The sequence below is a fragment of the Pseudanabaena yagii GIHE-NHR1 genome (genome assembly GCF_012863495.1).
GTDB classification, from domain to species: domain Bacteria; phylum Cyanobacteriota; class Cyanobacteriia; order Pseudanabaenales; family Pseudanabaenaceae; genus Pseudanabaena; species Pseudanabaena yagii.
Genome location: NZ_JAAVJL010000001.1, coordinates 367617 through 385899 on the forward strand (window position 1 = coordinate 367617; position 18283 = coordinate 385899).

Annotated in this window: 19 protein-coding genes and 3 pseudogenes; 12 read left to right on the forward strand and 10 right to left on the reverse strand. The window is 42.7% G+C overall.

What is annotated here, in order from left to right; all coding sequences use genetic code 11:
- Window positions 1–55: 55 nt before the first annotated feature.
- Together HC246_RS01800 and prmA are read left to right on the forward strand one after the other, a co-directional pair.
- Window positions 56–457 (forward strand): DUF4346 domain-containing protein, encoded by a 402-nt coding sequence (locus HC246_RS01800; protein ID WP_169361894.1) that lies wholly within the window; start codon window positions 56–58, stop codon window positions 455–457.
- A 97-nt stretch (window positions 458–554) separates the two neighbouring features.
- Entirely contained in the window at window positions 555–1478 is a 924-nt protein-coding gene (gene prmA / locus HC246_RS01805; RefSeq protein ID WP_169361895.1) for a 50S ribosomal protein L11 methyltransferase, read from the forward strand.
- A 33-nt stretch (window positions 1479–1511) separates the two neighbouring features.
- Here prmA and HC246_RS01810 read toward each other — a convergent pair whose 3' ends face one another.
- Window positions 1512–2471 carry an N-acetylmuramoyl-L-alanine amidase-like domain-containing protein gene (locus HC246_RS01810; RefSeq protein WP_169361896.1) on the reverse strand — a complete coding sequence of 320 codons (960 nt, stop codon included), beginning with the start codon at window positions 2469–2471 and terminating at the stop codon, window positions 1512–1514.
- Window positions 2472–2668: 197 nt separating this feature from the next.
- Entirely contained in the window at window positions 2669–2920 is a 252-nt protein-coding gene (locus HC246_RS01815; RefSeq protein WP_169361897.1) for a Ycf34 family protein, read from the reverse strand.
- Between the two features lie 403 nt (window positions 2921–3323).
- On the opposite strand from HC246_RS01815, the gene ndhO reads away from it, so the two are divergent.
- Both ndhO and surE read left to right on the forward strand, forming a co-directional pair.
- On the forward strand, window positions 3324–3542 hold the full coding sequence (gene ndhO, locus HC246_RS01820; RefSeq protein ID WP_169361898.1) for an NAD(P)H-quinone oxidoreductase subunit O: 219 nt from the start codon (window positions 3324–3326) through the stop codon (window positions 3540–3542).
- Between the two features lie 229 nt (window positions 3543–3771).
- Entirely contained in the window at window positions 3772–4476 is a 705-nt protein-coding gene (surE, locus tag HC246_RS01825) for a 5'/3'-nucleotidase SurE (protein ID WP_169361899.1), read from the forward strand.
- A gap of 26 nt (window positions 4477–4502) precedes the next feature.
- Here the strand turns inward: surE and HC246_RS01830 are convergent, their stop codons facing one another.
- Together HC246_RS01830 and HC246_RS01835 are read right to left on the reverse strand one after the other, a co-directional pair.
- Entirely contained in the window at window positions 4503–4931 is a 429-nt protein-coding gene (locus tag HC246_RS01830) for a cupin domain-containing protein (RefSeq protein ID WP_169361900.1), read from the reverse strand.
- A 182-nt stretch (window positions 4932–5113) separates the two neighbouring features.
- Window positions 5114–5317 (reverse strand): annotated as a pseudogene (locus HC246_RS01835) (RtcB family protein); the annotation flags it as partial.
- 74 nt (window positions 5318–5391) lie between these two features.
- On the opposite strand from HC246_RS01835, the gene HC246_RS01840 reads away from it, so the two are divergent.
- The gene (locus HC246_RS01840) at window positions 5392–6450 is read left to right on the forward strand and encodes an IS4 family transposase (RefSeq protein WP_169361901.1); all 1059 of its coding nucleotides are present in this window, start codon (window positions 5392–5394) and stop codon (window positions 6448–6450) included.
- On the opposite strand, the pseudogene HC246_RS01845 reads toward HC246_RS01840, so the two are convergent.
- From HC246_RS01845 to HC246_RS01855, 3 genes and pseudogenes are all read right to left on the reverse strand, one after another.
- A pseudogene (locus tag HC246_RS01845) lies at window positions 6450–7442 on the reverse strand (RtcB family protein); the annotation flags it as partial. The gene HC246_RS01840 and the pseudogene HC246_RS01845 sit on opposite strands and share 1 nt — an antisense overlap.
- 161 nt (window positions 7443–7603) lie before the next feature.
- Entirely contained in the window at window positions 7604–8653 is a 1050-nt protein-coding gene (locus HC246_RS01850; protein WP_169361902.1) for a thiamine phosphate synthase, read from the reverse strand.
- A gap of 60 nt (window positions 8654–8713) precedes the next feature.
- Window positions 8714–10399, reverse strand: coding sequence for a DUF6930 domain-containing protein (locus tag HC246_RS01855; protein WP_169361903.1), 1686 nt, complete (start codon window positions 10397–10399; stop codon window positions 8714–8716).
- Between the two features lie 386 nt (window positions 10400–10785).
- On the opposite strand from HC246_RS01855, the gene HC246_RS01860 reads away from it, so the two are divergent.
- Both HC246_RS01860 and plsY read left to right on the forward strand, forming a co-directional pair.
- Window positions 10786–10992, forward strand: coding sequence for a hypothetical protein (locus tag HC246_RS01860; protein WP_169361904.1), 207 nt, complete (start codon window positions 10786–10788; stop codon window positions 10990–10992).
- A 152-nt stretch (window positions 10993–11144) separates the two neighbouring features.
- Complete coding sequence (gene plsY, locus HC246_RS01865; RefSeq protein WP_169361905.1) at window positions 11145–11786, forward strand: glycerol-3-phosphate 1-O-acyltransferase PlsY; 642 nt, start codon at window positions 11145–11147, stop codon at window positions 11784–11786.
- A 43-nt stretch (window positions 11787–11829) separates the two neighbouring features.
- Here plsY and petM read toward each other — a convergent pair whose 3' ends face one another.
- The 3 genes from petM to HC246_RS01880 form a co-directional block, all read right to left on the reverse strand.
- Window positions 11830–11940, reverse strand: coding sequence for a cytochrome b6-f complex subunit PetM (gene petM, locus HC246_RS01870; RefSeq protein ID WP_169361906.1), 111 nt, complete (start codon window positions 11938–11940; stop codon window positions 11830–11832).
- A gap of 166 nt (window positions 11941–12106) precedes the next feature.
- On the reverse strand, window positions 12107–12994 hold the full coding sequence (locus tag HC246_RS01875; protein WP_169361907.1) for a hypothetical protein: 888 nt from the start codon (window positions 12992–12994) through the stop codon (window positions 12107–12109).
- Window positions 12928–13224 (reverse strand): hypothetical protein, encoded by a 297-nt coding sequence (locus tag HC246_RS01880; RefSeq protein WP_169361908.1) that lies wholly within the window; start codon window positions 13222–13224, stop codon window positions 12928–12930. Before HC246_RS01880 ends, HC246_RS01875 begins: the two co-directional genes overlap by 67 nt.
- Before the next feature lie 603 nt (window positions 13225–13827).
- On the opposite strand from HC246_RS01880, the gene menB reads away from it, so the two are divergent.
- The 5 genes and pseudogenes from menB to HC246_RS01905 all read left to right on the forward strand — a co-directional run bounded on the left by menB (window position 13828) and on the right by HC246_RS01905 (window position 18254).
- Window positions 13828–14658, forward strand: coding sequence for a 1,4-dihydroxy-2-naphthoyl-CoA synthase (gene menB / locus HC246_RS01885; protein ID WP_169361909.1), 831 nt, complete (start codon window positions 13828–13830; stop codon window positions 14656–14658).
- A gap of 131 nt (window positions 14659–14789) precedes the next feature.
- Window positions 14790–15068: pseudogene (locus HC246_RS01890) on the forward strand (hypothetical protein).
- Entirely contained in the window at window positions 15056–15286 is a 231-nt protein-coding gene (locus HC246_RS01895; RefSeq protein ID WP_169361910.1) for a hypothetical protein, read from the forward strand. Before HC246_RS01890 ends, HC246_RS01895 begins: the two are co-directional and overlap by 13 nt.
- Window positions 15287–15344: 58 nt before the next feature.
- Window positions 15345–17681 (forward strand): GUN4 domain-containing protein, encoded by a 2337-nt coding sequence (locus tag HC246_RS01900; RefSeq protein WP_169361911.1) that lies wholly within the window; start codon window positions 15345–15347, stop codon window positions 17679–17681.
- A 204-nt stretch (window positions 17682–17885) separates the two neighbouring features.
- Window positions 17886–18254, forward strand: a complete 369-nt coding sequence (locus tag HC246_RS01905) for a four helix bundle protein (RefSeq protein ID WP_169361912.1) — start codon at window positions 17886–17888, stop codon at window positions 18252–18254.
- Window positions 18255–18283 lie beyond the last annotated feature (29 nt).

Below are 18283 nucleotides of genomic sequence, written 5' to 3' on the forward strand. Positions count from 1 at the left end.
TATATTAAGTCGTATCATGGGGATCTAAACAAAATATTTTCAAGCCTCAAAGTGAATGAATCTGATTGTGGAAACGGATGTACTTACAAAAAAAGTCCAGAAAATTGACGATGAACTGTCCAAGCGATCGCTAGCCCTTGATCCTAGCGGCTACTTTATAATTTATGTTGATCGCCAGCAAAATTTAATTTGTGCGAAACACTATAGCAACTTCATTAATGAACAGGGCTTAGCCGTTGATCCTGAAACTGGCAAACCAATTCCTGCAAGAGGCAAAGTAGATCGTCAAGCGGTGCAATTGTTTACAGGTCGAACTGCTAAGGAACTCTGTGTGGAAATCTTTGAAAAAACACAACCTTGTCCTGTTACACTATTCGACCATGCCGCTTATTTGGGGCGAGAAGCACAACGCGCAGAATTAGCGTTATTGCAGCAGCAGGAATATATCCAAGACTGAATCCTGAAATATTACGATGAAAGGCGCTTGCTGCTGGGTATCGTGATCCTCTAAATATAGTCATAGAATAATCATTAAATTTAGTCATAAGCGCCAGATGTCACCTTCGAGCATCACCTCAATCAATAATTGGTGGGAAATCCAAGTTCTTGCTGAACAGGCATTAGAAGAACAAATTTTTTGGCGATTACAAAGTTTTGGTTGCCAAGGTATGGTGACACAAAAAAAAGATGGACAGATTCGCGTTAATAGCTATCTGCCTATTGAGAAAGGGCAGGTTTTAGATTTAGCAGCTCTGGCGCTATTGCTCAAACAAGATGCGATCGCCTGCAATTACGAGGCTCCGATTACGCAGTGGACAGTCATCAGCGATGAGGACTGGTCATCAAGCTGGAAGCAACATTGGAGTCCACAGGAAATCGGCGATATGTTGGTAATTTATCCTGCTTGGATTGATCCACCGACAGATAGCGATCGCAAAATTTTACGACTTGATCCTGGTAGTGCCTTTGGTACAGGTGCTCATGCAACGACACAGTTATGTTTAGAAGCTCTAGAAATGCGCCTTTGGGGAGTAAAGCCAGAAGATAATATTGTCGTGGCGGATGTCGGATGCGGTTCAGGAATTCTCAGTATTGGGGCTTTGTTAATTGGTGCAAGCCAAACCTATGCGATCGACAATGATATTTTGGCGATCAAAGCAACTAATCACAATCGCCAACTTAACGACATCCCTGAAGAAAAAATCTGGGTACAGGAAGGCAGTATTCAAGATTTGATTGCGAATATGCCTGCTCCTGCCAATGGATTTACTTGCAACATTCTCGCCGATATCATTGTTGATATGGTTCCCTATTTCGATCAGTTAGTCGATGAGAATGGCTGGGGAATTTTGAGTGGTATTTTAATCGAACAAGTCCCCAAGGTCGCGGATGCCCTAGATGCCCACAAGTGGGTGGTTGCCACTTTTTGGAAGCGTCAGGAATGGGCTTGTTTAACAATTAGGCGATCAGAATATTAAAAAGGAAAGCGCTATGCGCTTTCCTTTTTAATATTAAATTGGACGGGCAACCATAATACCGATCGCATGATCGACACGCTCGACATAACGCTGTAAATCAGGAGAGATTTTGACCTTTCCTGATGGGGAAGCATGGATGAAGCTGGTATTTTTTGGCGTGAGATAAACTAATCCTGTATGAGTAGTATCTAAACCTTTGATATCTGTCACTACAGCAATAATATCGCCAGATTTTAATGAGGGATAAATCGAATGGATTTTATGAGAGGGAATATAGCGCAATGGCTGCGATCGCATTTCCAGTTCCATTCTCTTTTCCGTTGCCAAAATACATTGATAATTGGCTTCACTATTCTTGAGACGAGGATATTTTTGCCAATGGCTACTCATAAAGTTTAGGGATTTGTTAAGCGGAATGCCACCTAGCTCCTCAGTGCGATCGCTTACAATACCTCGTTTCTGATTATCACGTATCCATTCCGAGAAGTAATGCAAACGGCTGCAATAGCCATCTAGCTTACCATCTGCATAACGTACTTCTTGAATATTCTGGACGAAGTTCTCATAGGAGGGATTCGCGGCTAATAAATTGCGTGAGAAGGCTAAAACTGTCTCTACAAATAGCACACAGTCAAATTCTGTAAATGAGACAAATAGTTTTTCTGTTTCCCCTTGATCTAATAATCCTTCGCGATAGCTTGTGCCAATGAACTGATTCGCAACAGATTTCAGAACTTCACTAAATGATGATTTTGATAATTGGCGATCGCCAAATAATTGCATTAATCGCTGATATTCTTTTCTATCTTTTGCAGAGTCTGTAGATAAATTTTGGGAAGAGTTTGGAGGTGAAGTTTTACGCTCAGTCTGTGTATTTGTTGCTGTGACAATAATCTGATCCCTTTGATCATTTTTAAAATTGGGAATGAAATAATCGCTAAAAGATAGTCCTAATAAAGTGCTTAGCAAAAATGGTTTGATAACTTGGGACATGAATTCCTAACTCGTTGCTGAGGCGTTATAAATCTCTTGAGAGATATTTATAACAAGAGAATACAAATAGCGTCGCAAAGCGACGCTATTTGTATTCTCTTGTTATATAACGCATGGTGACTAAATGATCGAAAAATAGATGCAAGATCACAGATGATTGTGCCACCCATTGGGCGGCACAATCATCTGTGATCTGCTTAAGTGGGAACAAGTTCGCCAGGACGCAATTTCATCCATTTCCCCATTTCTGAAACAAAGCTCTCACAACCGACAACATCCCATTCCATTTGAATATCGTCAGTTGATTCTGTACGGATATTAACGTTAATTGTTGGAGAAATTGCTTCAAAATCTGGATGATCGGTTAAATGGGGTTGCAGATGTAAAGCTTCGACGGAGTGGTAAGTTGTGCAGCGATCGACATAGGTGCAATTGATGCAGATACACATGGCAGTTATACCTAATTCATGGGGCTATCCTAACAAAAAAATCCCTAAGATGTTTACTGAAAGCCTATAGTAGCTATAGGGCATAAGAATAGATTCAAAACCATATGAAGCAGGACTTTAAAGCTATTCTTAGCTAGTAGAAATTTGGGAGATATTGAGAATTTTCAATTGATTTCATAACTATAAATTACTGGGAGAGCTTGTTGCAGCAGTTTTGGATTCAAAGCCCCAAGGAAATTTTGAAAAGCGTTGCAAAGCAACGCTTTTCAAAATTTGCTCGGGTCGAGATTGACCACAAAGCCCTGTATGAGGTTTAACCTGTGCTATGTATCTCTCACATCGGATTGCTATACAATACCTACTAGCAGTTTTAATTTCTTAATAATTTGTTGCATTAAATCCTATGGCACTAAAGAAAGGCACACTTGTTCGCGCAATTCGTGAAAAGCTCGAAAATAGCATTGAAGCAACGGCTAATGATACTCGCTGGTCGTCCTATATTTTTGAGACATGGGGCGAAGTATTGGAGTTTCGTGGTGATTATGTCCAAGTCAAGTTTAGTAAAGTGCCAACCCCTGTAATTTGGCTCCATAAGGATCAGTTGGAAGAGCAAGCCGCATAGTTTACAAAAAGCTCATCCTAAGGATGAGCTTTTTAATATGTGTAGAGTCTTTCATTCTCACTAAAAGCTCTGAGAATGAAAGACTTGTCATCTTTAACATTAATAATTACAGATATAGCGCTTTGCGCTTTCTCGAAACCCAAATAAATTTTGAAAAAGCTTGCTTCGCAAGCTTTTTCAAAATTTATTTGTATTACACAAACCCTAAATAGGCTATATTCGTAAGTTCATGACTATTATTTTGACTAATGATGATGGCATTGATGCAGAGGGAATTTGGTCTTTGCAAAAAGCTACAGAATTAGTATTTGGAACTAAGGGGGCGATCGCAGCACCAATACGTCAATATTCAGGCTGTGGTCATCAAGTCACGACCCATGCGCCGATCGCGATTCAGCAAAGAGCAGAACTGGGCAAGGATACCTATGCCATTGATGGATCGCCTGCGGACTGTGTAAGGGTGGCGATCGCACATTTATATAGTGATGTGAAATTGGTGCTATCAGGCATCAATCATGGTGGCAATATGGGCGTGGATGTCTATATGTCGGGGACTGTGGCGGCGGTACGCGAGGCAGCTTTTCATAATATTCCTGCGATCGCTATTTCCCATTATCGCGATCGGCGTAGAGAGTTTGACTGGAATTGGGCTGCCGAGACTTCCGCTAGGGTAATTAAGCAACTGTTAGAAATTCAACTTCCGCCGCAGTCCTATTGGAATGTGAATTTGCCTCATTTAGAGATGGCAGATCTTGATACCATTCCTGAAATTGTATTTTGCGAAAAGTCGAGTCAGCCGTTGCCGTTAGGTTTTAAAGTCGATGGCGATCGCGTAACCTATGCGGGTCGTTACAATCTTCGAGATCGCGCTCCCAATACCGATGTCGATGTCTGCTTCTCAGGCAAAATTGCAGTTACACAAATGGGGGTTTAGAACATCTGTAGTTCTTTCTCTTGAAATTAACTGTAAAGACTTGGAGCGTAGAGAACGACATTTTCTTGTTCATTGGGATCATTGCGGGACACGATCGCGTGGGCTGCCTCCGTATCACTGAGGTTATAAGGCTGATGCGGCACACCTGCGGGAATGAAGATAAAATCACCAGCCTCATTAATCACTGATTGGCTCAAACCCTTGCCATAGCGAGTTTCCACTCTTCCCTTGACTAGATAAATTGCAGTTTCATAGTCCCGATGAAAGTGAGGCTCCGCTTTGCCTCCTGCGGGAATGATCACCAGATTCATCGAAATTCCCTTTGCACCCGCAGTAGTGCCAGATATACCAACAAAATAGGGCAGCTTTTGCAGAGTGGCGGTTTCACTGTCTGGACGAACTGTGATGATTTGGCTGGAATGGTCAGGTAATTGCTCAGAAACAGAATTAACCATAGCAATTTCAAGTAAGTTTGGTAGATAGCATTAGCATAGTCACGACAAATGCTAATTACATCATAATAACCAAAAAAATATAGTAGAGGGTATTAGTGAAGCCAGATAAATATTTAAAAGCGCGGCTTCGCCGCGCTTTTAAATATTTATCTGGCTTTTAATTCAACGCAACGCTCTGTAATTCAACCTTTTACACAGATAATCTGCTTCAAAGTCGCGACTACTTCTACGAGATCGGATTGCTGATTCATCACTTGCTCAATCGGTTTATAAGCCGCAGGAATCTCATCAATGATGCCTGTGTCCTTACGACATTCAATTCCTTTAGTCTGCTGAATCAAATCATCTAAAGTGAACTGATCCTTCGCTTTACTGCGAGAGCTTAGTACAGGACAAAAAGTTGCAAAAGTAGGCAGGGAGGGGTTTTATAAAAGATAACCACATCGTAAATAAAACCCCTATGAAAGAGATTAACCTATTCCGAGAAAAGTTGCAGCAACATCTGCAATGGAATAGAGCAAGACTAGCCTTTGTGTCCATGTTCTTGATCGCGCTAATGCGAGTAAAGACAGTAAACCTAGCTGAAATTGCCACAGGATTTAGTGGTTATGCCAAAGTCGAATCACACTATAAGAGGTTACAGAGATTTTTTCGAGACTTTGAAGTGGACTATGAAAAGATCGCACTCATGGTCGTCAAAGTCATGCAAATCCCCGAACCTTGGGTAATTTCTATCGACCGCACCGATTGGGAATTCGGTAAAACCGTGTTTAATGTGCTGACATTGGGAATAGTGCATTACGGTATTGCATTCCCGTTGGTATGGATGATGCTGGACAAAAAAGGTAACTCAAACACCCGTGAGCGCTGTGAATTGTGTAATCGATTTCTGGAAATATTTGGAGACCGCAAAATCGACTTTTTGAGTGCAGACCGAGAGTTTGTCGGTGAGGATTGGTTAGATTACTTGTTGTGTGAACCATGTAACCGTTTTCGTATCCGCCGTAAAAATACTTTGCTCAATGACGGGCAGAAAAAACTGCGTGCCGACATTTGTTTTCAAGACCTCCAAGTTGGTCAGTCCAAAGTATTGTCCAAGCCCAGAAAGGTTTGGAACCATTGGCTTCGTATAGCCGCTATGCGTCTTGATGATGGCGATTTATTAATTGTCGCGACGACTCATGACCCTGATACGGCTATTGCTGACTATGCTAAGCGTTGGGCTATTGAGACTTTATTCGGGTGCTTTAAAACCCGTGGCTTTTGTTTGGAGTCCACTCATCTTCAAGATCCTGAACGTCTTTCCAAACTAATTGCTTTGCTTACTCTGGCTTTATGTTGGGCTTTTTCTTCTGGGCTTTGGTTGGCTCAACTAAATCCCCTCAAGCCTAAAAAACACGGTCGTCTTCCTAAAAGCATTTTTCGCCTTGGTTTTGATTTCCTTCGTCACATCATCTTTGACTTACATCTCAATTCTCAAGCCTTCTTTAACTCCATTAAATTTTTGTCCTGTACTTAGCTGCGAGAGAGTAACCGTCCTGCGCCATGCGAACAGGAACAATAACTTTCAGCATTTCCTTTCCCTTTGACAATGAAAGATTTTGCTCCCATTGAACCGGGGATAATGCCATAGTCTTCTGTTCTCGCTCTCACTGCACCCTTGCGCGTGACATACACATCTTCACCAAAATGAGTTTCCTTCTCAGCGTAGTTGTGATGACAATTGACCGTTAGCAGAGGCTTACATGGTTTACCACCACTAGCATACTTCTCGATAATCTTCTTAAATCGCGCCATCATGACATCACGATTGAAATGTGCATATGCTTGCGCCCATTGCAAATCACGCCAGTAAGCAGCGAATTCAGAAGTACCTGCCACAAAATAGGCGAGGTCTTTATCGGGTAGAGAAGTTCCTGCTAGTTTTGCTAAATCCTTTGCCGTCTCAATATGTCTTTGCGCTAGCATATTGCCGATATTTCGAGAACCAGAATGTAGCATTAGCCATATTTGATGATCGGTATCTATGCAGACTTCGATGAAGTGATTTCCGCCACCGAGGGAACCCATTTGCTTCATCGCTTTACTTTCTAGATGCTGAACGCCACTATGCAAATCGCGGAAGTCGCGCCATCCTTGCCAATTGAGGACAGGCTTTTCTACTTCTTTATTGTCATTAAAACCGACAGGAATCGCGGCTTCAATTTCTAAACGAATTTGCTTGAGTTTTCCCTCTAAGTGGTCATAGTGAAATGGAGTTTTGATCGCAGCCATACCGCAACCAATGTCAACGCCCACAGCCGCAGGTACGATCGCTTCTTTGGTGGCAACGACAGAACCGACGAGTGCACCTTTACCGAGATGAACATCGGGCATGAGGGCAACATGTTTGAACACAAAGGGCAAGGAGGCAACATTTTTCGCCATTTGGGTTTCCGCATGACCAAGGTCATGATCTGCCCAAGACAAGACTGGCTTGGGTGTGGAAATATCTAATTTTTGAAAAGGCATAATTTTAATGATGTTTCAATATGTAGTATATATACTACATATTGAAACATGATCATGCAATGTTCCTTACGAGGGAATGATCTTGCAGGGTAATGCTTTGCGCTGCAAAACCAAGAGAAATGTTTGAAAGCACCGCTTCGCAGTGCTTTCAAACATTTTGATTACTTTAATAGCGATCGCATTTGTTTTGCCACCAGATCAGGATGTTCAGCCTTCATCAAGGAACGTACTACAGCAACTCGCTTTGCACCTGCGGCGATCGCTTCTTCTAAGTTATGTTCATCGATACCGCCGATCGCAAACCAAGGTATCTGGATATTTTGTGCCGCGTAATTGACATACTCATAACCTGCGGCTGCTTTATTGGGTTTAGTGGGTGTGGCATGGACAGGCCCCACACCGACATAATCCACTTGATTATTCAGGGCAATCGCTAATTCTTGAGGATTAGTGGTGGATTGCCCGATGATGTATTGGGAAGCATCACCACCATTAGCATTGAGGATTTGGCTCACTGCGGCAACTGGCAAATCCGTTTGTCCCACATGGATGCCATCGGCTCCGACGGCGATCGCAATATCCACGCGATCATTTACAAGAAATAACGCATCGTATTTATGGCAAATGTCACAAAGCTGCTGGGCAAGCTGTAAACGAGTGCCGTCTTCTCCTTCCTTTTGGCGATACTGCACAATCTGCACCCCACCTTGCAGTGCTGACTCCACCACGGAGACAATGTTATCCACGGGCATAGTCACCAGATATAAACTCGCAGCTTGTAACTTTTGGCGGCGCATCTGTCCAATATTGGTTGCTTCATAACTTAGTAATTGGCTCTCTAAGGTATAGACCTGATAGCGCAATTGCTTCATTGCTGCGCCCAAATTGGGATCAACAATTTTGCCATATTCCTCTAAAACCCTGAGCGCCTCCTGCAAGCGTCCCATATTCGCTCGCAATACCGATTGCACATCCGCACGACTTACCTCATTTGCGTGACTTAATCCCGTGGCAGGGTCATCTGGGGTATTACGGGCGCGACGAAATTCTTCTCGATGCCATTGGGCGAGTTCTTGGCGCATCTGTTTACAGCGATCGCATAGGTCGAGATCTTCTAAACCAAAGCGACACCATTCTTCGATGGTGCGAATTGCCTCACGGGCGCGATCGAGATTGGCATCAAGGATGCGATAAATAATTTGTTGAGACATGGGGCAAAAAGGAAAGTTTTTCTAACTTAAGAGGAGTGTGCTTCGCACACTCCTCTTAGTTTAAAAGTCAAAATCAAAGTCAAAGGCTGGTTCGGCGCGTAATTTGCCTAAACCTAACTCTTTATCATCCATCAGCTTGATTTCGTAATAGCCCAAGATATGATGGGGCGCAGGATTGCCTCGTGAACCGCCTGTAATGCCCATGGCAATAATGACGCAGATATTACCTTTAGTATTTTTGGCCCGTTGCTTCCAACGTTTGTGATGATCACTATTGAGCGCTTTCCTGTCAAATTCGCCAAAGAGATGGAGATCATCGTTGTTCATCACCATTAAGCCCAGTTGGCAGGTATTACCGAGGATATCCTCCGCAGGATTGAAGCATAAAGCGTGGATACCACCAAAGTTATTAATTCTTTCGATTAATTCTAAGGCTTTGGGGCGGGAGGTCTGAATCATCAGTCCTGCTAAGCCTTCACTTTTTTGAGCAGATGTCGCTATAGGTTTGTCCGCAAGCTGACGATGGATATTTGTGCTGCGTAAAAACTCCACCTGTGCCCAAGGAATGGTCATCATATGGATCAGGGCATTTTCTGGCCAAAGATCCTCTTTGATCAATGGGGAATCGTCATCATCATCGTCATCTTCAACCAAGTTATGTAATTCATCTGCCAGATCGGGCATGGTCTGGACAACTACTTCAATACTTTCCTCGACATCACTATCGAGACTGGGGGCATAAATAGTGTAAGTCCCCGTTAAATTACCAAAACTAGATTTCAGGCGATTACTGTACTGTTCCCAGAATTTATTTAAGGCTTCGAGCGCCACGGTCAGCGCGATCGCTTCTTCATCGTATAGGTAGGGTCTACCACCTTCGAGAGGATGCAATGTGCCATAGATCGGCTTCATGGGTGTAGAGGCGACAGGCAATGCCCTCACCTTGCCACGAAATGGAAATGGCGGAAAATCATCTTCCATTTCCAACTCTGGAGTTTCAAACAAATTAAACAGACAGTCTTGATGTAGGAAGGTTTCTTCGATTTCATCCTCAGAACTGCCTGCAACGATCCGATGGCGAAACTTGACTAGGGATTCTTCGGTGCGGTAAAAGATCACCCCTTGCTCTAGCCCCATTTTGCCCATGACGATCGCATAGAGGGTTTCTAGATCCCATGCATCCAGCTTGATGGAAATTACCTGATGATCCCAGAGAGAGTTCCAAGGAGCATTGTGCCATAGCTGTTCAGACTGTCTATGTAGGGCTTCGGCAAATCGCTCTGGTACTACGGGAGGGTTGGCGGAAAAACTTTCTAAAATATGCGAAAAAATTTCATCAATTAAGGGGAGTCGCTCGATATATTCAACGGAAATTCCTAAATCTTGGAGTACGCCACGTAGATAAAATTGCAGTTCGCGATCGCATACCAAAATCTTTTGTGGCAAGGAGGGTTGGGCAGGACTTTGGGGATGTTCGATCGCTTGCAATAAGGCGCGGACAAAAGCCTCTTGCCCCACTGCCGAATCGACTACATCCATCGACCGTACCATGCCCATTGAGCCATCTACCCACAAAATACAGTGGGGCTTGGACTCTTCATCAGGGGCATGAAGCGGAATAATGTTAGAAGAGTCTTGTGGTTGACGGATCTTGGCAGGTAAAGCACGGCGATCGCCTTCCCAAACCGCAGATGTCTGCTTGAGTTTTTTGAGGCGACGAAGAGTGGATCGGTTTAACGTGGTCATCGAAAATGTTCTCTAGATTAGCCACTCTCAGGAAATTCGTAAGAGTGCATTGATCGATTTAACTACGATATGGCTAGAAATTGTTAGGGAAGATCAGAAATTGTAGCAATCATCTAGTCAGAAAGTAGTTATGGGTGCTTAGAATAGCTTCATATTGAGTTTTTATGCCTAGAATGCAGATTCATAGGCACAATTCCATAGACCCAAGAACTGATTTTGGGGTGACGTGACTTCGCCACGCCGCAAAAGATCAGTTCCTTATTTTACTGCACGTCCCTTATGTGATTGCGATACAATCGTAATAAGTAATTCTTACAGCCCTTGGCATAGTTACTAGTATTTCTAAATATTTCTATTATCTAACCCAAATTACAATTTCTACACTTATGGACGAGCTAAAACCGATTCTCAATGAGTTCTTAGGGCAACCCGTTGCATTTTTTGGTGGACTCGTTTCGGGCTTTCTCAAGCTCGATCTCCAACAAGATCCGTTAAAGGGTTGGCTAGAGAAGCAAGGAGCAACACCAGCTAAGACATCCTCTGCTAGTAACAGTGGCAAAAGTGATGGGCCACAATCAATTTCGATTGACTGATACAGCACCAAGTGCTGACTTGAGAAAAATTTTTGAAAGTGTGGCAAAGCCACACTTTCAAAAATAAAATTTTAAGGCTCGCTTAGCGAGCCTTAAAATTTATGTAGCTTCACGTTTGTAAACCTACTTTCAAATAATTTCAAATACAGCTTATGTGGTTTCCTTATCTCTTGCTGGCGATCGCCTATCTTTTAGGATCTTTCCCGACGGGTTATCTGGTGGGACGGATGGCAGGTATCGATATTCGTGAACATGGCTCAGGCTCGACTGGGGCAACGAATGTCTGGCGCAATGTCGGTAAGTTTGCAGGAATTAGTGTATTTGCGGTGGACTTTGCGAAAGGGGCGATCGCTATTTATGTAATGCAGCAAGCGAATTGGTTGCTCACCAGTTTTGGGTTAACGGCAAATATAGCGATCGACAATCTGTCGCTGTTTGTAATTGGCGCAGGGATGCTGGCTTTAATTGGTCATAGTCGCCCTGTCTGGCTCGGCTTTAAGGGTGGTAAGTCTGTAGCAACGGGTGTGGGGATTTTATTTATGTTGAACTGGATTGTGGCAATCGCTGCCTTTAGCGTGTGGCTAGCCACGATGGCAATTTGGCGCACGGTTTCTATTAGCTCCATTGCGGCGGCAACTGCTGCCCCCATCTTCATGTGGACTTTACAGGGCAATATTGTTTATTCCAGCTTTGTTACGGTAGGTTGTATGTTTGTAATTTGGTTACATCGCTCCAATATCGAGCGTATCCTCAATGGCACTGAGCTAACCTTCAAATCAGATTCTAAGGCATAAAAAAGGCTCCCTTTCGGGAGCCTTTTTTATGCCTTAGAAAGCTTTAAGCTTCTTCTTTTTCTTCGCCTTGGAGCTTGAGCAAAAAGTATCCAAATGCAATACCGACGGGAATCAGTACTATGCACAAGACCATCGCGTTAACCATTTCTCCCATAATTTTCTCTTTAAAATAAATAATATTGCTTAATATTGCTTTAGGAATTTTACAGTAAAAGATAGCTCACATATAGCACTAAGTAGATCAGCATAGTTTTAAACAAAACCCAAATTGCTGTTTCGCACGCATAGCGTGCGAAACAGCAATTTGGGTTCTAATGAGCCTAAGTCAAAATCTCCACATCGATCGCATCGGCGTAGTCTTCTTCATGAGGATGGGATGGTGGCTCCTGCTGTTTTTCTGTATTTTCGACTTTTTGATAGGAACCATTGAGTTCGGCTTCATCTAGCAAAACAGGACGAATCTCATAGTGCACTCGCAAATTGGGCGGCGTACTCCGTTCGGCTTCACGGACAAACCGATTCGCTTCCCATTCGGCATGAAAGGTATTGATTAGCTTGAGAGTCTTTACCCTTTGCCGTTCTAGATAAGTCCATACTTCCCAAGCATTGTATTCAGGTTCCTTAGGTATCTCAGGAGTTTCTTCTGTTGGAGAATTACTTACCGAGCTATCTGAATTATTAGGAATTTTTTGATCGGAATTTTCGCGATCGCCAGTTGCTATTTCAACTTCAGGGGAATTTGTTTCTGCACTGGCTTCAGAGTTACCTGTATATGGGGACTGCTCAGTTTCTGGAGTTGTTTGCTTGTTTGTTGATGGCGCATGTCTAGAAATATCTTCTGGCGATCGCGCCAAACTTTTGATCTCTTTAGCACGAATTTGCTTGACCTGAGCCGCCTCATCAGAGAGAGACTTTACTTCAATTGCTGTTTGCGATTGATCGACCCACCCTTTAAAAATTAACTCTTCACCGTTAATGACGAGGCGATCGCCAACCTCTAAGGCAAAGCCTGCTAAAGAACTAAATAAAGGCTTGGGATTGCCTGATGATGACCAAACCCCATGATTTTGATTAGACTGAGCGCTGTAACTAGATGCATTTGGGACAGATTCCGAAGCCTGACTAGATTTCCCATTGTCAATCAGGCGTTGGACTCCCCCAATTGTGTCCTCAACTCCACAACTTGCGACTGGAGTGGCGCTAAACAACTCTCCACATATGCGGCTAGTTCATGATGTAATACAAAGGGAGCAGGTTCAGGGGGAGCAGCTTCAGGTTTTGCGTCGGTGGTAGGTTCTGGCGCAAACTCACGGCTCACTACCGCTAAAATCCAATCAGCGATCGCCTGTTGCTTGGCATCGGCTTGGGATTTGATTTGGCTCAATAAAGGCAAAGGAAAACGAAGATTTACCTGTTTTGTCCTGTGGGGAGTCGCCATTATTTGCCCTTAAATTAAAAAATTTATTAAAAAATCTCAGATTTTGATTATAGCAACCGCTAGCACGCAAAGTTTGAAAAGTAGAGGTCGCGTTTAGCCCATTCTTTACTTTTGGCAATCATTCCGACAAAGTTATGGTAAATTTTATAATAGAATAAAAACAAGAAAATTATTCAAAAAATTATTTGAATTCTAATGGAGATTTGCCTAAAGAAATGGCAACCATTACCCATAAAAACAAGCTGGAGCAAGCAAAAGCGGAGAATACCCCCAAGAAAAAACTATTCCATACAATAACCATTGCCCCTATCTCCTGAACTCACTGTTTAGCCGTATCTACATGTCTACATACATATAGCTTATTAGCTACGACATGATAAAAAACAAAAATTAATAACTATTTACAGATTTTGCACCCCCGATAACCATAGTTATTTCCGAACAAGCAAACCCAAAAACCTATTAAAAGCGTTACTTTGCAACGCTTTTAATAGGTTTTTGAGGACATTTTTGAGTGCAAAGCGCTGTAGGTTACATCACAAACTACTTTTTGTGATGTGATTTTGATAAAATCTGTCCCTGTACTATCCATATTCAAAACCCATGACCGACTGGCAACTCGCCGCCGAATTTGAAGACATTCTCTATCACAAAGCCGATGGAATGGCAAAAATTACGATCAATCGTCCTCAAGTTCGTAATGCTTTTCGCCCCAAGACAATTACGGAAATGATCGCTGCCTTCGCTGATGCGCGGGAGGATGTGGAGATTGGGGTGGTGTTGTTAACTGGTGCGGGGCCTGCTCCCGATGGCAAATATGCCTTCTGTGCTGGTGGGGATCAGAAAGTACGTGGTGATGGTGGCTATATTTCGGAATCAGGTGTACCGCGTTTAAATGTGCTTGATTTGCAACGATTGATTCGCACGATGCCTCAACCTGTGATTGCTTTAGTGGCTGGCTATGCGATCGGTGGTGGTCATGTTTTGCATGTAGTTTGTGACCTCACGATCGCTGCTGACAATGCTATCTTTGGGCAGACTGGTCCTATGGTTGGTAGTTTCGATGGTGGCTTTGGTGCTTCCTATTTAGCGCGATTGGTGGGACAGAAGAAGGCTCGCGAAATTTGGTATCTCTGTCGTCAATATGATGCTCAGGAAGCTCTGGAAATGGGCTTGGTGAATAAGGTTGTACCTGTGGAGCAATTGGAAGCGGAAGGTATTCAATGGGCGCAGGAAATTTTGGATAAGAGTCCCTTGGCGATTCGCTGTCTCAAGTCGGCTTTTAATGCTGATTGTGATGGTCAGGCAGGTATTCAGGAACTCGCGGGTAATGCGACGTTATTGTTCTATATGACGCAGGAGGCTCAAGAGGGTAAGCAAGCTTTTCTCGAAAAGCGCAAACCCAATTTCCGTCAATATCCTAAGCTTCCATAGATGAGTTTAAGCTTCTTGATTAGTGACAACACGGCGATAAATTTCAGTCAGAGGTACTTCGGTAGTCAGGCTAGTTAATGTGATTTTTTGTTCTAGGCGATCGCTAATTTGCATTTGATGTTAAAACACCACTGGGCTTTACTGTCAGGACAACAGACGAATATTGGTAAAAACTTTTAGTCAAACATCCCGATCTCGCAGATTTAGAGGAATTGGTAGAAACTGCTTTACAGCTACCTGACGAGATTCGAGAAAGTAATCGGGACTCTGATGTGTTTTTGTTTTATTTGCAAAGACGGGAAAGACGTTGGGTAGTAGCAGTAGCCCGTAAATTAAATGGAGATGGTTTTCTAATTACGGCTTATCAAACTGATGCAATTAAGGAAGGTAGACAGCTATGGCACAGATAAAAGTTTTTTATGAACCTAAAATGGAATTGCTAACCGTATTTTGGCAATCTCCTCGCAAGAATCAAATTTGTTCTGAACTGGGTGATGGAATTATTCTGATAAAGGATGCTGATACTGATGAGGCGATCGGGATTGAGTTGCTTTCTTATCACCCTAATGACAATCGCTTTGATGGCGTGTCGGTGGAATTAGGTCAAGCGAATTTTGATATTTCGTAATTTATACATACTTGAGATATCGGTTTATACTGACTAAAATGCGATCGCCTTAAGCACCATGACTCAAGAACCAGAATCAAAACCAAAATTAACTTGGGAAGAAAAAATTACTGATATCTTACTCAAGGCAATCATGACGGGCGGGATCGGTGTTGGTGGTGCAAATGCCTTTTGGGAATTGTTTATCAAAAGTGACATCCCCAAAGCGATCGCCTCGGCGGTGATTGGTGCAGGGATTTCCTATGGGGCAAAGATGCTGATGCCAATCCATAAGCGCAATGAAGAACGGGCTGAGCAGTTGGGTAAAGCAGTTAATCAGGGAATGGATCGCTTCGGTGAGGCTGTAGCGGCAAAAGTTACCGCCGTAGAAGATCGCTATTTTGAAGCACAGGCGGCGGACTGTGAACTTTGTAAGACTGAGGGATTTGGAAAGATTGAAGGCATCGCGACACTAATGCTAGAGGATGTGTTTGTCCGATTGCGCCTCAATTTTAATATGGGTATGGCAGGTTTTCGTAATGAGCAGAGGATAGCCAAAAGACTCTTAAACGATCAGGATTTTAATCCAGAAGACTTTACGGTTGATATTTGGCAATTGTTAGCAAAGGCGAAAAGCGATCCCATATATCGACAAATAGCAATTTTGGCTTGGGGCGGCTATGGAAAAACAACGCTATTACGTCATGTTGCCTATCGTTTGAGTAGAAACAAACAGGGCCAGAATGTACCACGTTTTGTACCTGTGTTATTGCTATTGAGGAAATATCGAGATTTACTCACTCAAGAAAATCCTGAAGATCTGCCCACAATTATCGAAAAATATCATATTCCTAGTCTCAATAATAGTTTGCAGATGCCGACAAATTGGGTGCATGATTTGCTGAATAAAGGCAAGATGCTGATTATGTTGGATGGATTTGATGAGGTTCCTAAATTACAGCGTCCATTGGTGGCGAAGTGGCTGAATACGCAAATGCGGAACTATCCTAAATCAGTTTTTATCTTAACGTCTCGTCCCAAAGCCTATACTGAGCAAGGATTTGCTGATTCACTTGATTTGAAGTCTGTATTTAATTTACAACCCTTTACGCCTGAGCAGATTAGAGAATTTGTGGGGAAATGGTATTGGTCGCAAGAATTTTATAGTTTTGGCAAAACGGATTCACCAGCTATTCGGAGAGAAGCGGAACTCTCGGCAAAGGATCTCTTGCAACAAATATCTAAGCGTGATGAATTGCAAAAATTAGCTAGTAATCCCCTATTGCTGACGATGATTGCTCGGTTTCATCGTCGCTATCCTAGTGCAGAATTACCAAAACGCAAGGCGGATCTGTATGAGGAGATCTGTAAGTTGCAACTCAAGGATCGCGTTGAGGCACGTCAATTGCAAACAGTATTAACGGACGAAGCACAAATAATTTTGCAGATGTTGGCGCTAGAAATGATGCTTCAAAAAGAAGAAAGAATTGATCGCGAAACTTTGCTAGAAAGATTTGAGGTTTACTTGTCAGAACAAGAAGATGCAATTAATGCGACAGAATTTCTGATTCAAATAGAACAAATTAGCGAATTGCTAGTACAAAGGGAAGTTGATGAGTTTGAGTTTTCCCATTTAAGTTTCCAAGAGTTTCTAGCAGCGATGGAAATTATTCGTACAAATCAAGAAAGCATTTTATACGAGCATTTTACTGAAGATTGGTGGAAGCAGGTGATTTTGTTGTATGTGAGTAAGTTTAAGAAGCCTAGCAATCTCATTAAAAAAGCGCTAGATGCAGGGGCAATCGATTTGGCTTTGGCTTGCACTCAGGAAACGAGAAAGCAGATTGATGCAAATGTCAAAAAGGATTTGCAAGCCCTAGAAGAACAGCGCCTGTTGCAAGCTGTGGAAACTGAGGTGAAAAATTCTCTCTATCAACAATTAGAGGAGTATCTCAAAAATCAGCAATGGTATGAAGCGGATCAGGAAACTTGGAAGTTGATGCTCAAGGTGACAAATCGGGAAGAAGAGGGAAATTTAGAGTTAGATAATATTAGAAATTTTCCTTGCGAGGATTTATTAACACTAGATCGCCTGTGGGTGGAATATAGTAAAAAGCATGGATTTGAGTTTGGCTTTAGTGTCCAGAAACAGATTTATGTCGAGTGTGATGGTAAGCTAGAGGTTAGCAATCCTAGTTCTAAAACTTGGAATGAGTTTTGTGATCGCACTGCATGGGCGAGCGAAGGCAAGATGGTGGCATATCCAGACTCATTTTTTAAGAATAATTTTATGTGTGTGAAGGGTCACCTCCCGTCACCGAGTATGTGGGGGGTATTTATTGGTGGGGTGAGTTGGGTAGGTATGGGAGGTATTACTTCTTTTCTCGCATCGAGACTTGTGAAGTGTAACCTATAAGGATTTTACACTTCTATCAACTTTTGTAAACCGTCCATTAGCTACGACATAATGCGCTTTTCCAAGATCCGTTACCTGTCTGCTCAAGGAAAAAGGAAAAAGTAGAAAGGAAAAAATAAGATGTAGATAGATTTAGATTGTTTCGGTATTGGTCGTTAACATAAACAGAAATTTTTACTTTTTACTTTCTACTTTTTCCTTGAAATGCAAAGCATTCCTGATCGCACCTTCCAATTCGCCGTCCGTATCGTCAAACTCTGCCAACATCTCGAAGAATCAGGCGGCGTAGCGCGAACAATTGGTAAACAACTACTGCGATCTGGAACATCCATTGGCGCAAATGTCCAAGAAGGGCAAGCAGGGCAAAGCAAAGCCGACTTTATCAACAAAAATTACATCGCACTCAAAGAAGCAAGAGAAACCCTCTACTGGCTAAAACTTCTCGCCGCCACCGAAATCCTCCCCGAAAACCGACTCACTCCAATCGCCCAAGAAGCCCAAGATATCACCCGAATCTTAGGAGCAACGATTGTCAAGGCAAAAGGAAAAAATGAAAAGGAAAAAACAGATTGAAATTTTTACTTTTTACTTTCTACTTTTTC

Excerpts from the sequence above, each read along its gene's own strand:
- HC246_RS01800 (WP_169361894.1), top strand. The coding sequence starts at position 56 with ATGAATCTGATTGTGGAAACGGATGTACTTACAAAAAAAGTCCAGAAA.
- prmA (WP_169361895.1), top strand. The coding sequence starts at position 555 with ATGTCACCTTCGAGCATCACCTCAATCAATAATTGGTGGGAAATCCAA.
- HC246_RS01810 (WP_169361896.1), bottom strand. The coding sequence starts at position 2,471 with ATGTCCCAAGTTATCAAACCATTTTTGCTAAGCACTTTATTAGGACTA.
- HC246_RS01815 (WP_169361897.1), bottom strand. The coding sequence starts at position 2,920 with ATGTGTATCTGCATCAATTGCACCTATGTCGATCGCTGCACAACTTAC.
- ndhO (WP_169361898.1), top strand. The coding sequence starts at position 3,324 with ATGGCACTAAAGAAAGGCACACTTGTTCGCGCAATTCGTGAAAAGCTC.
- surE (WP_169361899.1), top strand. The coding sequence starts at position 3,772 with ATGACTATTATTTTGACTAATGATGATGGCATTGATGCAGAGGGAATT.
- HC246_RS01830 (WP_169361900.1), bottom strand. The coding sequence starts at position 4,931 with ATGGTTAATTCTGTTTCTGAGCAATTACCTGACCATTCCAGCCAAATC.
- HC246_RS01840 (WP_169361901.1), top strand. The coding sequence starts at position 5,392 with ATGAAAGAGATTAACCTATTCCGAGAAAAGTTGCAGCAACATCTGCAA.
- HC246_RS01850 (WP_169361902.1), bottom strand. The coding sequence starts at position 8,653 with ATGTCTCAACAAATTATTTATCGCATCCTTGATGCCAATCTCGATCGC.
- HC246_RS01855 (WP_169361903.1), bottom strand. The coding sequence starts at position 10,399 with ATGACCACGTTAAACCGATCCACTCTTCGTCGCCTCAAAAAACTCAAG.
- HC246_RS01860 (WP_169361904.1), top strand. The coding sequence starts at position 10,786 with ATGGACGAGCTAAAACCGATTCTCAATGAGTTCTTAGGGCAACCCGTT.
- plsY (WP_169361905.1), top strand. The coding sequence starts at position 11,145 with ATGTGGTTTCCTTATCTCTTGCTGGCGATCGCCTATCTTTTAGGATCT.
- petM (WP_169361906.1), bottom strand. The coding sequence starts at position 11,940 with ATGGGAGAAATGGTTAACGCGATGGTCTTGTGCATAGTACTGATTCCC.
- HC246_RS01880 (WP_169361908.1), bottom strand. The coding sequence starts at position 13,224 with ATGGCGACTCCCCACAGGACAAAACAGGTAAATCTTCGTTTTCCTTTG.
- menB (WP_169361909.1), top strand. The coding sequence starts at position 13,828 with ATGACCGACTGGCAACTCGCCGCCGAATTTGAAGACATTCTCTATCAC.
- HC246_RS01895 (WP_169361910.1), top strand. The coding sequence starts at position 15,056 with ATGGCACAGATAAAAGTTTTTTATGAACCTAAAATGGAATTGCTAACC.
- HC246_RS01900 (WP_169361911.1), top strand. The coding sequence starts at position 15,345 with ATGACTCAAGAACCAGAATCAAAACCAAAATTAACTTGGGAAGAAAAA.
- HC246_RS01905 (WP_169361912.1), top strand. The coding sequence starts at position 17,886 with ATGCAAAGCATTCCTGATCGCACCTTCCAATTCGCCGTCCGTATCGTC.